General features: G+C 31.3%; 15 protein-coding genes and 1 tRNA gene. 5 read left to right on the top strand and 11 right to left on the bottom strand.

Annotated elements, in window-relative coordinates:
* Positions 1 to 75 precede the first annotated feature (75 nt).
* Together WG951_RS13530 and WG951_RS13525 are read left to right on the top strand one after the other, a co-directional pair.
* Positions 76 to 627, top strand: coding sequence for an inorganic diphosphatase (locus WG951_RS13530; RefSeq protein WP_394365374.1), 552 nt, complete (start codon positions 76 to 78; stop codon positions 625 to 627).
* 267 nt (positions 628 to 894) lie between these two features.
* Positions 895 to 3,279: a sodium-translocating pyrophosphatase gene (locus WG951_RS13525; RefSeq protein WP_105047485.1), complete on the top strand. Its 2,385-nt coding sequence runs from the start codon at positions 895 to 897 to the stop codon at positions 3,277 to 3,279.
* Positions 3,280 to 3,381: 102 nt separating this feature from the next.
* Here the strand turns inward: WG951_RS13525 and WG951_RS13520 are convergent, their stop codons facing one another.
* Positions 3,382 to 3,543, bottom strand: a complete 162-nt coding sequence (locus tag WG951_RS13520) for a DUF1328 family protein (RefSeq protein ID WP_105047484.1) — start codon at positions 3,541 to 3,543, stop codon at positions 3,382 to 3,384.
* Positions 3,544 to 3,729: 186 nt separating this feature from the next.
* Entirely contained in the window at positions 3,730 to 4,176 is a 447-nt protein-coding gene (locus WG951_RS13515; RefSeq protein ID WP_394365373.1) for a ferritin-like domain-containing protein, read from the bottom strand.
* A gap of 328 nt (positions 4,177 to 4,504) precedes the next feature.
* Between WG951_RS13515 and WG951_RS13510 the strand changes: the two genes are divergently transcribed.
* Positions 4,505 to 5,530 (top strand): helix-turn-helix domain-containing protein, encoded by a 1,026-nt coding sequence (locus WG951_RS13510; RefSeq protein ID WP_105047482.1) that lies wholly within the window; start codon positions 4,505 to 4,507, stop codon positions 5,528 to 5,530.
* An 8-nt stretch (positions 5,531 to 5,538) separates the two neighbouring features.
* On the opposite strand, the gene WG951_RS13505 is transcribed toward WG951_RS13510, so the two are convergent.
* From WG951_RS13505 to WG951_RS13485, 5 genes are all read right to left on the bottom strand, one after another.
* The gene (locus WG951_RS13505) at positions 5,539 to 5,739 is read right to left on the bottom strand and encodes a DUF6327 family protein (RefSeq protein ID WP_105047481.1); all 201 of its coding nucleotides are present in this window, start codon (positions 5,737 to 5,739) and stop codon (positions 5,539 to 5,541) included.
* Between the two features lie 23 nt (positions 5,740 to 5,762).
* Positions 5,763 to 6,110: a hypothetical protein gene (locus tag WG951_RS13500; RefSeq protein WP_105047480.1), complete on the bottom strand. Its 348-nt coding sequence runs from the start codon at positions 6,108 to 6,110 to the stop codon at positions 5,763 to 5,765.
* Positions 6,111 to 6,113: 3 nt separating this feature from the next.
* Positions 6,114 to 6,446 carry a YtxH domain-containing protein gene (locus tag WG951_RS13495; RefSeq protein ID WP_105047479.1) on the bottom strand — a complete coding sequence of 111 codons (333 nt, stop codon included), beginning with the start codon at positions 6,444 to 6,446 and terminating at the stop codon, positions 6,114 to 6,116.
* A 156-nt stretch (positions 6,447 to 6,602) separates the two neighbouring features.
* Positions 6,603 to 8,213, bottom strand: coding sequence for a phosphoenolpyruvate carboxykinase (ATP) (gene pckA, locus WG951_RS13490; protein ID WP_105047478.1), 1,611 nt, complete (start codon positions 8,211 to 8,213; stop codon positions 6,603 to 6,605).
* 86 nt (positions 8,214 to 8,299) lie between these two features.
* The gene (locus WG951_RS13485) at positions 8,300 to 8,686 is read right to left on the bottom strand and encodes a DUF423 domain-containing protein (protein WP_105047477.1); all 387 of its coding nucleotides are present in this window, start codon (positions 8,684 to 8,686) and stop codon (positions 8,300 to 8,302) included.
* A 70-nt stretch (positions 8,687 to 8,756) separates the two neighbouring features.
* Here WG951_RS13485 and WG951_RS13480 point away from each other — a divergent pair, with 70 nt between their 5' ends.
* Positions 8,757 to 10,124: a saccharopine dehydrogenase family protein gene (locus WG951_RS13480; protein WP_105047476.1), complete on the top strand. Its 1,368-nt coding sequence runs from the start codon at positions 8,757 to 8,759 to the stop codon at positions 10,122 to 10,124.
* A gap of 82 nt (positions 10,125 to 10,206) precedes the next feature.
* On the opposite strand, the gene WG951_RS13475 is transcribed toward WG951_RS13480, so the two are convergent.
* From WG951_RS13475 to WG951_RS13460, 4 genes are all read right to left on the bottom strand, one after another.
* Positions 10,207 to 10,929 carry a tRNA1(Val) (adenine(37)-N6)-methyltransferase gene (locus WG951_RS13475; protein ID WP_105049312.1) on the bottom strand — a complete coding sequence of 241 codons (723 nt, stop codon included), beginning with the start codon at positions 10,927 to 10,929 and terminating at the stop codon, positions 10,207 to 10,209.
* Positions 10,930 to 11,062: 133 nt separating this feature from the next.
* A tRNA-Ser gene (locus WG951_RS13470) sits at positions 11,063 to 11,149 on the bottom strand.
* A 54-nt stretch (positions 11,150 to 11,203) separates the two neighbouring features.
* Complete coding sequence (gene rimM / locus WG951_RS13465; RefSeq protein ID WP_105047475.1) at positions 11,204 to 11,728, bottom strand: ribosome maturation factor RimM; 525 nt, start codon at positions 11,726 to 11,728, stop codon at positions 11,204 to 11,206.
* A 19-nt stretch (positions 11,729 to 11,747) separates the two neighbouring features.
* Positions 11,748 to 12,284 (bottom strand): 30S ribosomal protein S16, encoded by a 537-nt coding sequence (locus WG951_RS13460; RefSeq protein WP_105047474.1) that lies wholly within the window; start codon positions 12,282 to 12,284, stop codon positions 11,748 to 11,750.
* A 385-nt stretch (positions 12,285 to 12,669) separates the two neighbouring features.
* On the opposite strand from WG951_RS13460, the gene WG951_RS13455 reads away from it, so the two are divergent.
* Complete coding sequence (locus tag WG951_RS13455; RefSeq protein WP_068448781.1) at positions 12,670 to 13,119, top strand: ferritin-like domain-containing protein; 450 nt, start codon at positions 12,670 to 12,672, stop codon at positions 13,117 to 13,119.
* Positions 13,120 to 13,139 lie beyond the last annotated feature (20 nt).

Here is a 13,139-nt window from a genome sequence, read left to right as displayed (position 1 = left end):
AACCTTTGCGTAAATTTACGCCCTAAAAGCTAAAATAAAATTTAATTTATAACTATTTTTGTGTAAATCCAAATAATGAAAGAACCAAAACCAATGAGTAAAGAAGAGAAAAAACAAGTAACTTTTGATGTACTTATAGAGATACCTAAAGGAAGTAGAAATAAATATGAATATGATTTTACATTACACAAAATTAGATTCGACAGAATGTTATTTTCATCTATGATGTACCCTGGTGATTACGGGTTTATTCCAGAAACTTTAGCATTAGATGCAGATCCATTAGATGTATTAGTTTTAGGACATCAACCAACCTACCCAATGGTAGTTATGGAAGTTAGACCTATTGGAGTTTTCTATATGACAGATGAAAAAGGTCCGGATGAAAAAATAATTTGTGTACCTGTTTCTGATCCAATTTGGAGTAAAAAAGAAGATATTGCAGATTTAAATCCTCACAGATTAAAAGAGATTGAACACTTTTTTCAAGTTTATAAAGACTTAGAAAAGAAAAAAGTTGATACTGGTGGTTGGGGAGATGCAGCTGCTGCAATTAAAATATATGATGAATGTGTTAAACGTTATGACGATAGCGAACACAAGAAAAAGAGAACGTTTACTATATAATAGCAAACTACAGCGTAAAACAAAAACCATCTTAAAATTAAGATGGTTTTTTTGTTTTATTATCGATTATAGTTATCCGTTATTTGTTTGTAATATCAAAATTCAATTAGATATCTAAACAAAACTGACATAAGTCATAGTATGGATAATATAATTTTTACCACCCTAAAATACGATATCTTTAATTTACATCGGTTTTTTTTGTGAGATATATTTTCTTACTTTAGCTTATTAAGAAAAAATAAATCAAACTACAAATTAATAAATATGGAAGTAATCGTAAAATTTCTCCCCCTTTTTGGTGTGGTAGCATTAATCTTCGTTTTTCTAAAAAGCGGTTGGGTTTCTAAACAGGCAGTTGGTGACGAAAAAATGTCTCGAATAGCAAAAAACATTGCAGATGGAGCAATGGCATTCTTAAAAGCAGAATACAAAGTTTTAGCAATTTTTGTAATTGCTGTAGCCATTCTACTATTCTTTAAGGGTACAAATGAAGTAGGCTCTAACGGAATGGTAGCAGTATCATTTATTATAGGAGCAATTTGCTCTGCACTCGCAGGTTTTATTGGTATGAAAGTAGCAACTAAAGCAAATGTTAGAACTACAGAAGCAGCAAGAACATCATTAGGCCGTGCCTTAGAAGTTGCTTTTGCAGGTGGCGCTGTAATGGGCTTAGGCGTTGTAGGTTTAGGTATCTTAGGTTTAAGCGGCTTATTTATGCTTTATCAAAACATGTGGCCCGGAGCAGAAAATTTAGCAATGGTATTAAATATTCTTTCTGGTTTCTCATTAGGAGCTTCATCTATAGCTTTATTTGCACGTGTTGGTGGTGGTATTTATACAAAAGCAGCTGATGTTGGTGCCGATTTAGTTGGTAAGGTAGAAGCTGGTATTCCAGAAGATCACCCCTTAAATCCTGCTACAATTGCAGATAATGTAGGTGATAATGTTGGTGATGTTGCTGGTATGGGAGCCGATTTATTTGAGTCATATGTAGGTTCTATAATTGGTACCATGGTTTTAGGAGCTTTTATTATAACACCTAGTTTTGATGGCTTAGGTGCCGTTTATTTACCTTTAGTTTTGGGTGCTGTAGGTATATTAATGTCTATTTTAGGTACTTTTTTTGTAAGAGTAAAAGACGGTGGAAACCCACAAACGGCTTTAAATATTGGTGAATTTGGTTCTGCTGGCTTAATGGTTGTAGCATCTTACTTTATTATTAACGCTTTAATTCCGGAATCTATAGAAGGTTTACCTTCTGGAGCAATGGGTGTGTTTTGGGCAACAATTGCTGGTTTAGTTGCTGGTTTAGGTGTAGGTAAAATAACCGAATATTATACAGCTACAGGTAAAAAACCAGTAATGTCTATTGTAAAACAATCAGAAACAGGAGCCGCTACAAATATTATTGCTGGTTTAGGTGTTGGTATGATGTCTACAATGATTCCTATTCTTTTAATTGCAGCAGCAATTATAGTATCTCATCATTTTGCAGGTTTATACGGTATTGCTATTGCAGCAGTAGGTATGTTAGCAAATACAGGTATTCAATTAGCAGTAGATGCTTACGGACCAATATGTGATAACGCAGGTGGTATTGCTGAAATGGCAGAATTACCAAGTGAAGTTAGAGAACGTACAGATAAGTTAGATGCAGTGGGTAATACAACGGCAGCAGTTGGTAAAGGATTTGCTATTGCTTCTGCAGCTTTAACTGCTTTAGCGTTATTTGCTGCTTTTATGAAAACTGCAAATGTAATTGCTATTGATGTTTCTCAGCCTAAAATTATGGCAGGTTTATTAATTGGTGGTATGTTACCTTTTGTATTTTCTGCATTATCTATGAATGCCGTAGGTAGAGCTGCAATGGCTATGATAGAAGAAGTTAGACGCCAGTTTAGAGATATTCCTAAATTAAAAGCTGCCTTAGAAGTAATGCGTAAGTATGATTCTGATATGACAAAAGCTTCTAAAGAAGACAGAGCTATTTTTGACGACGCAGATGGTGTTGCAGATTATGGAAAATGTATTGATATTTCTACAAAAGCATCTATTAGAGAAATGGTATTACCAGGTTTACTAGCAATTGCTGTACCTGTAGCTGTTGGTTTTATTGGTGGCGCAGAAATGTTAGGTGGTGTATTAGCGGGTGTAACTACTTGTGGTGTTTTAATGGCTATTTTTCAATCTAACGCAGGTGGTGCTTGGGATAATGCTAAAAAAACAATTGAAGAGCAAGGTAAAAAAGGAACAGATGCTCACAAGGCTGCTGTTGTAGGTGATACTGTTGGAGATCCTTTTAAAGATACTTCTGGACCTTCTTTAAACATTCTTTTAAAATTAATGTCTGTTGTTGCACTTGTAATTGCACCGAGTATTGCTTTAAATAGTAATGCCGTTTCTGATTACAACAATTCTAAAAAAGATGTTAGAGTAGAAATTACACAAACTACTGGAGATTTAGCAGCAGCAACTATTACAACTACAAAAATTATGAACGGTGTTGTAACTGAAGAGGTTCTAAAAATAGAAGGAACCATAGAAGAAATTGAACAAAAAGCTAAAGAAACAGGAAACATTGTTTCTGTAAATGTGATAAAAAAAGAAATCGCTAAAAACATCGAAGTTATTGCAGAAAAAACAAACTAGTACTTTTTTAGCTAATACATAAAAAAGCATCCAAATTTGGATGCTTTTTTTATTTTATGAATTATCTAAAATCTAATCTAAATAAAATTATAGTGTAATTCATTATACTTTTTTTCTACCGGTAATTAGAGATAATAAAAAAAGAATAATAAAGATTATAAAAATTATTTTAGCAATTCCGGCTGCAGCTCCTGCAATTCCTCCAAATCCTAGAACACCTGCAATTAATGCTATTATTATAAAAGTGACTGTCCAACGTAACATATTTTTAAGTTTTAATGGTTAATAAATTAAATAATTTGGTTAATTATTTCCTACACTACAAATGTAAAACACTTATCAACTAGCAGTTAACTCTTATACATTACATTTGAACTCAAACAAAATCATTATATAAAAAAAAGGTTGCCTTTTCAGACAACCTACAACCAATTAACTAAACTAAAACTATTAACTTATATCTTCTAAAGTTTTAATACTATATAACCCATTTTCAATTTTATTTTTTTGTGACACTAATAAAGATTTTGTGCTAGAAGGCAATTGGGTTTCATTAATTACATCTTCGTATTCCTTTACCGCTGTTTTTTCTCCTCTAATTGCTTCTTCTAACATCGATTCTTCATCATCTAAAGAAAAAAGAGTTTTTATATCCATCCAAGCCCTATGAGCAGCACCTGCAACACTACCACCTTTATCTATTTCTTGATTAAAGCTTTTAATTTCTTCTTTTAATTCGTGCCCAAAAATATTTCTTTCTTGAGATTTTGCTTTAAAATAATTTTTTAGCGCCTTGTTTTCTATGTTTTCAGCGGCTTTATTAAATCCTTTTTCAGCATCAAAGGTTTTTTCTAAAATTACATTTAGTTTTTCTCCTACTTGTTCTGTATACGTCATAATGATAAGTATTTTATATGAACGTTTGTTTCCTTTATAGATGTCAAACGATGTACATCTTTAACAAAAAAATTGTAATTAATTATTAGGTAACAACTTTCTGTTACACAAAAATATGGCTGTTTTAAGATTCTAATGAATGCATATAATCGAATGTTTAACTCATTTAAATTTCTTGTTAGACAAAGATTATCAGCACCATAATTAGCCTCCTTTATTTTTATGATTCTATTCGTATAATTATTAACCTATTTATAAAAAATTTAAACTATTTTTAATTTTTTATTCGGAGCGCATATTAACAGTTTGTTTAAATGATTTTATCACTATGATTGAAATAGAAATAATTGCGGATAGTGACAAAGACTTACTTGAGCAGATTGCTGAAAAAATAGGAGGTTCTGTTACAAGTAATTGGAGCGAAAGTATACTTACCATTAATAATGAAAATGGTATTGGAAAAATTAGGTTTATCCCTTTTGATTGGGGCGTAAATTTGTTAGATTTTGATATTAAACTACACAAAGAATTTATTTTTAAAATTCAGGCAGTTCCAGAATTTAATCCGTTACGCTTTATTTATCCATCAATTGGTTCTTTTAAACATCGATTTGGTGTTGATAACAAAGAAAGTAAAATAGAACAATTTCAATCGTTAATTTTCACCAATAAAACAGGGGGTTATAATTACCTCCATTTTCCTAAAAATGAAACTCTAGAAATTAATCTTATAGAAATTGTTAGAAAGAAATTTTTAAAGAAAAGAACCACTAACGTTTCTACTTTAAATGAAAAACTATACGAAGTTTTTGTAGATACAGATCATGATTATCGTTTTGCAAATTATGGAACGCTGAATTTAAAAATGGCAGACATCATATCGCAAATAAAGAATGTAAAAGGAAAAGGAATGTTACGTATTCTTAAAATTGAGGCTCGTGTTTACGAAATCTTATCCTTACACATACAGCAACATAATCGTCTTTTAGAAGGTGTACCATTGCCAACATCTCTTGTTAAAGAGGAATTAAAAATAGTACGTAAATTAGGAAAACAAATTGTAAAAAATCCTGCTAAAAATTATACGCTAGAAGAGCTTTCTTTAGACACTGGATTAACCCAAGCTAAATTACAAGATGGCTTTAAGTTTTTATACAATAGAACTGTTACAGAATATATAAGACATATTCGTTTAGAGTCTGCAAGAGATCTATTAAAAAATACAGATTTAAATATCTCTCAGATTGTGTACACAATTGGGTTTAGTAGCAGAAGCTACTTTTCTAAAATTTTTAGGGAAAAGTATGGCATTACCCCAAACGGATTTAAGAAAAAATTATTAACTTTTGTTTAAATAAAATATTATTTAAACATTTTCTTAATAAACATAAAAGTCCCAAACTTACCAAAAGCACTAAGCGCGTTGCTTACAAGACTCATTGGCTTTAGAATTTCTTGAAAATCGTTTTTAACCATTTTCAGTTCTTCTAAAGCAATTTGTTTTTCTAGGGATAATCTCTTTAAATCCCTATCAATTTCTTCAAAACTTTGATATCTTTTCATTTTGTTTTTTTAAGTTACAATTACTAATCAAAAAATATTTTAGATATTTTATAAATTACTTTTTTATCAAAATATTTTCTAAAAAGATAAATTATTATAGCAATAACTAAAAAAAATAATCCTACAAATAAATAGCCCAATGCTATATTTTCTAGATAGTCTCCCAGTGCAATTGCACTAGAAACTGCCAAAAAAACAAACCCTAAAACAGCCAAACTTCCTATAAAAAAAAGTTTAACAATCATGCTTATGGTTAAGGCTGTAACCTGAAAAGCTTTTAATTTTGTATGCTCTAAAGTTTTAGAAGCATACTCTTTACCAATGTTGGTGCCTTTATCTGCAGAATTTTGTAAATTATCGAATATGCTCATTTATTAGGCAGATTTTTGTAATTTCTTATTTTGCTCTTTCAACTCTTTTAATTTTTTTTCTAGTGTAGAAATAACATCTTCTGCTTTATGACTAACATTAGAGACTACCTCTTCTATTTGCTCATCTAAGGTTTCTTTTTTTGTAGAAACTGTTGATGAAACCTTTTCTGTTAAATCACTTGCTGTTTCTACCAACTTTTCTTTTGCCGCCAAAGCTTCATCAGATATTCTTTTTCTAGTTTTTTTACCTTTTGCAGGTGCAAATAAAATTCCTAAAGTGGCACCTATTACTGTTCCTGCTAATAAACCTACTACTGTATTGCTACTATTGCTCATGTTTTTATATTTTTTAATGTTAAACTAATTATGTGTGTTTCACTAGTTCAAAATTACACTATTAATAACTCTAACTTTAACTCTATAAGTTCTATTATTAACGCAAACAAAAAAAACACCTCAAAATGAGGTGTTTTCCTAAAAAACAAAAAATCACTAAAGTGCATACCGTTGAGGTCCTCCCCTACGGATATCTTCATTGGCAACTTGTTCAAATTGCTTAAAATTATTTCTAAAAGCATTAGACAATTTAAAAGCGGTTTTGTAATAAGCTTCATCATTGTTCCAAGTTGCTCTAGGGCTTAACAATTCTGTTGGTACTCCTGGGCAAGATCTTGGTTGTGCAACGCCAAAAACAGAATGAATATGATAATCTTCATAAGTATAACTACCTAAATCACCATTTAAAACTGCATTAATCATTGCTCTAGTATATTTTAAAGGCATTCTTCTACCTACTCCATACTGACCACCAGACCAACCGGTATTAATCAACCAAACATTTACTCCTGCATCTTTCATCTTTTTACTTAGTATTTCTGCATATCTTGCTGGATGCAAAGGCATAAACGGCGCACCAAAACAAGCAGAAAAACTTGGTGTTGGCTCTGTAACTCCTGCTTCTGTTCCTGCAACTTTTGCGGTATAACCAGATATAAAATGATAAGCCGCTTGGTTAGGCGTTAATTTAGATATTGGAGGCAAAACACCAAAAGCATCTGCTGTTAAAAAGAAAATATTCTTAGGATTTTTACCTATGGATGGTTCTTGTATATTATCTATATGATAAATAGGATAACTAACTCTTGTATTTTGTGTAATAGAAGTATCTGCAAAATCTACAGCACCTTTATCATCTAAAACTACATTTTCTAAAATTGCACCTTTTTTAATCGCTGCAAAAATTTCTGGTTCTTGTTCTTTTGATAAATTAATCACTTTTGCATAACAACCGCCTTCAAAATTAAATATGGTATTTTCTGCGGTCCAACCGTGCTCATCATCACCTATTAAGCTTCTTTCTGGGTCTGTAGATAAGGTTGTCTTACCGGTACCAGATAATCCAAAGAAAATTGCAGTATCGCCATTTTTACCCACATTTGCAGAACAATGCATTGGTAAAGTATTTTTGTACACTGGTAAAATAAAATTTAAGGCAGAGAAAATTCCTTTTTTAATTTCTCCTGTATAACCTGTTCCTCCTATCAATGCTATTTTTTTGCTAAAATTTAAAATAGCAAAATTATGTTGACGTGTACCATCTACTGCTGCATCTGCCATAAAACCAGGCGCATTAATGATGGTCCATTCCGGAGAAAAAGTTTCTAACTCATTTTCTGTAGGACGTAAAAACATATTATATGCAAACATATTAGTCCACGGATGCTCATTAACAACTCTAATATTTAATCTGTAATTTTGGTCGGCACACGCATAACTATCTCTTACAAAAATTTCTTTTTCTGATAAATAATTAACTACTTTATCATACAAAGCATCAAATTTTTCAGATTCAAAAGGAATGTTTATATCACTCCACCAAACCTCATCTTTGGTAACTTCATCTTTTACAATAAATCGATCTTTTGGAGATCTCCCTGTAAACTCTCCTGTATTTACAGCAATTGCTCCTAAAGAAGAAACAACACCTTGCCCTTTTTTAACAGTTAAATCATGTAACTCATCCGAAGTTAATTGATAACGAACTGTTGCATTCTTGATTCCTAGATTATTTAACGAAATCGATTTCGTATTTGTATCTACCATATCAATATTTTTAATTATTTATAGATTAATTACCTGCAAAATTACACATTATTTTTAAATGACATTATTTTTTAAACTAAAATTAGTTATTTGTTATTATTTAAGCTCTTTTTTACGAATATGGTAATCATAGAAATCCAGCCAATAATTAAGGTCAATCCTCCTAAGGGAGTAACAAACCAAATAGATTTTGCAGTAATTGATGTTAAATGAATCGCGTAAATAGAACCTGAAAAAAGTAGAATTCCCAAGAAAAAGAGATAACTAATCTTATTTTTTTGAGAAACACTAAACCCTTCGTAAATATTTACAAATAACAATACAATTACATGAAACATTTGATAGCGTACACCTGTTTCAAAGCTAGACAATTCTGCCACGGATAAAATATCTTTTAAAGCATGTGCACCAAAAGCCCCTAAAACAATCGCTAACATTCCTAAAACAGAAGTAATAATTAAATTTTTAAACATATTTATTTGTTTTTGTTAAATTTTAAACAAAATTAGTATCTTCGTAAGAACACAAAAATAGGTTTTATTCATGAAAAACATTCTAATTATTGGTGCAGGAAAATCAAGTTCTTTTCTAATAAAATATTTACTAGAAAAATCTGATGAAGAAAACTTACGAATAATTATTGGAGATATTACTACCAAAAATGCCGAAAAGCTGATTAACAATCATAAAAATGCCAAAAGTGTTGTTTTAGATATCTTTAAGACTAAACAACGCCAAGAACTTATTAAAAAAAATGACCTTGTTATTTCTATGTTACCCGCAAGGTTTCATATAGAAGTTGCAAAAGATTGTATTCTTTTTAGCAAACACCTAGTTACAGCTTCTTACATATCCGAAGAAATAAAAGTTTTAGATGAAGCTGTAAAAGCTAAAAACCTAGTGTTTATGAATGAGATTGGCTTAGACCCAGGAATAGACCACATGAGTGCCATGCAAGTACTAGATAATATAAGAAACAAAGGTGCAAAAATGTTATTATTCGAATCTTTTTGTGGAGGATTGGTGGCTCCTGAAAGTGACAACAACTTATGGAATTATAAGTTTACTTGGAACCCTAGAAACGTGGTTTTATCAGGTCAAGGAGGCGCTGCAATGTTTATTCAAGAACATACTTACAAGTACATTCCGTATCATAAATTATTTAGAAGAACCGAGTTTTTAAAAATTAACAACTCTAAATACGAAGCCTACGCAAATAGAGATTCTTTAAAATACAGAAGTATTTACGGCTTAGACAATATACCAACGATGTACAGAGGAACCATTAGAAAAGTAGGCTTTTCTAGAGCTTGGAATATTTTTGTGCAATTAGGTATGACAGATGATACGTACACCATTGAAGATTCTGAAAACATGAGTTATAGAGATTTTGTAAACTTATTTTTAGCCTATTCTCCTTCTGATTCTGTAGAATTAAAGTTACGTTCTTATTTAAAAATTGATCAGGATGATGTAATGTGGGAAAAATTAATTGAGTTGGATATTTTTAACGCCAAGAAAAAAATTGGACTTAAAAACGCTACTCCTGCTCAAATACTTCAAAAAATATTAGAAGATTCTTGGACTTTGAAAGAGCATGATAAAGACATGATAGTAATGCAACATCTTTTTGGGTATGAAATAAACGGAGAAAAACATCAAATAGAAAGTAGTTTAACCGTTACAGGAGAAAACCAAACCTATACTGCAATGGCTAAAACAGTAGGTTTACCCGTAGGTATTGCTGCATTAAAAATTTTAAAAGGAGCAATTAAAACTCCTGGAGTACAACGCCCAATAACCAAAGAAGTGTATGAACCTATTTTAAAAGAATTAGAAAATTACGGCATAAAATTTTTAGAAAAAGAAGTACCTTATTTAGGATATAATCCTAATCATGTATTTGGATAAAATAATAGTATCATGAGAGAGAATGACGAAGTAGCTTATTTATTTAAAGGTTGCTTCGTTTCTCTCAATGATATAAAACACATTACATTTTTAAATAAAAGTCCTTTGTTAGATTCATATACGCTTCTGTATATTGATGGCGCTTTAGTTCTATAATTAGGCTTTCTTCTTGCACTTCGGTTACATCAAAAGAAAACTCCATTAAACATCTTTTAATTTCTGAAGTTTCATTTCCTTTTACCCTACAAACTCTATGTAAAAACAAATTATTCTCTTCCGCTAAAGCGATAAAAGCTTCCTCCTCTTTAAAAGGGATAACCACAGCAAACTTTCCTTTTTTTGATAAAATTTTAGAAACCCCAACAAGTAATTCTTCAAAAGAAAGTGAAGACGTAAAACGTGCTTTGTTTCTAGCCTTATCATCAGACTCAAACGCATCTGTATAAAATGGTGGATTAGAAACAACTAAATCATAGGTTTCTTCTTCCTCAGCAATTTCATCTGCAAATTCAGTAAAAGTAGCATTGTAACAATACAACCGATCTCCCCAATCAGATTCTTCAAAATTGGCAACTGTTTGCTCGTATGCATTTTCATCAACCTCAACAGCATCTATTGTCATGGCGTCAGAACGTTGTGCAATCATTAAAGAAATTACGCCTGTGCCAGCACCAACATCTAAAATTGTATCCGGATAGTCTGCAACAGAACACCAAGCACCTAATAAGACACCATCTGTACCCACTTTCATGGCCGTTTTATCTTGATGGATTGTAAACTCTTTAAATTTAAATGGTTTAGACATTATATTTTCCTTCTGTCTCATCGAGTTAATTTGATTTTTTATCAAATTTATATCGAGATGTTATTAATTAAAAAAAGTTCTGTTAAACACAGAACTTTTTAAATTTTATACTTTTAATTTAAATACTTTCTTGTAGAAAGGAAGGGATTCGAACCCTCGGTACCGTTGCCAGTACACTACCTTTCCAAGGTAGCTCTTTCGACCACTCAGACACCTTTCTATATGTCAAATTTTATAAAATATCTATTGATATTTAAATTCAACATGCCTTTTATTACAAGTACAATTCTATCAATCCTTCTGGAGTATCAACTTCTATTGTATTGTTTTCTCTATCTACTTTCTTAATAAAATCATCTACCATCGGAATAAAAATTTCTTTTCCGTCTCTATCAATTTCAAAAAGAGGTTGTGCTGCTTTGTCATTAATATGAACAATTTGCCCAACTTCTCCAAAATTAGCATCCACAACAGTAAAACCGATTACTTCATGATAGTAGAATTTATCGCCAGTTAATTCTGGCAACATCGTTGTTGGTAAATAAACACCACATTTTAAAATAGAATCTGCTTCTTCTTCAGAATACACGTCTTCAAACTGAACACGCAACTGATTTCCTTTATGTAGTGAGCTTTTATCAATAAAAAATGGAACCAAGTTTGTGCCAAATTCGACATAAACTGATTCCATTTCTGTGTACAACTCAGGTTCGTCAGTATCTAATTTGATAATAACTTCACCTTTAAAACTATATTTTGTAACGATTTTGCCTAAATAAAAACAATCTTCTTTACGCATCTTCGTATAAATTTATAATTTATTCAGCTGCTTTTGCTTGTGCATCATCAATAGTTTCTGGAGCTTCTTCAGCCTCAGCTACTACTTCTTCTGCTACCTCTTCAACAACTGGTTTAGCTGCTTCAATTCTAGCTTCATTTACTGCTTTTTCTGCTGCAAATGCTGCTGCTTTAGCTTCAGATTCTGCTTTAGATAAACCAGCTTGTTTGTCAGAAATTTTAGCTTCTTTAGCTTCTACCCAAGCTGCAAATTTAGCATCTGCTTGTTCTTGTGTTAAAGCACCTTTTCTAACACCACCAAGTAAATGGTTTTTTAACATTGCACCTTTGTAAGATAAAATGTTTTTTGCAGTGTCAGTTGGTTGTGCACCATTTTGTAACCATTTTACTGCTCCATCAACATTTAAGTCAATAACTGCAGGGTTAACGTTTGGATTGTAAGTACCTATTTTTTCTAAGTATTTACCATCTCTTTTTGCACGAGCATCAGCGGCAACGATCCAATAGAATGGTTTCCCTTTTTTACCGTGTCTTTGTAATCTAATCTTTACAGACATAATTTGTTAATTTGTTAAGGTTCTCGACCTTGATTATTAAAAATCTTACCATCTCGTAGTAAGTGGGCGCAAAAATACAAAACCTTTTTTAAACTAAACTGCTAAATATCAATATTTTTTAGGGCGTTCGAGCGGGCTTTCACTACTCGCTTTTTTTCGTACCTCAAAAAGAGCTCAAACAAACCGTTTAATCCCTAACGCAAATAACGTTAGTAAGTAACCAAAACGATAAAAAAAACGAAGAAAAAAGTTTTAAAATCAAATGAGTTAAAATCAAAATCTTATGAACTAATAACAAAGCCTCTTCTTTTATAATTTTGTATCAGATGTGAAACAATACACATCTTAAAACAAGCTATTGGAATTTTAAAATGAAAATGACAACATGAAGTACACAGAAAAAATTTCGAACAAATTAAACGAATTATTAGAGAAAAATTATGATGCCGAAAAAGGGTATTTAAACGCTGCAGAAAATGTAGAGAGTCCAAAATTAAAAATCTTCTTTAAAAATAGAGCATCAGAAAGAAGTCAATTTGCAAAAGAACTTAGAACAGAGATTTTATCTCACGGACAAATACCAGAAGATGATGGTACTTTTAAAGGAACAGTGCACAGAAATTGGATGACACTAAAATCTTTATTTAGCGCAAATGATGAAGAGGCTATTTTAGAAGAAGCCCTTAGAGGTGAAAAAACAAGTTTAGACGAATATGCCGAAATTCTAGAAAAAGATGATGAATTTGCTCCATCAACTAGAAAAATGATAGAAATGCAACATCAGAAAATTCAATCTGCCATTAATTTATTAATGGTAAAAGAAGAGTTAGCCTAATCATAAAATAGAAGTAGTCT

Source organism: Polaribacter butkevichii (genome assembly GCF_038024105.1).
In the GTDB taxonomy this organism is placed as follows: domain Bacteria; phylum Bacteroidota; class Bacteroidia; order Flavobacteriales; family Flavobacteriaceae; genus Polaribacter; species Polaribacter butkevichii.
Note: the sequence above shows the minus strand (reverse complement) of the source record. Positions and strands in the feature narration are given on the sequence as shown.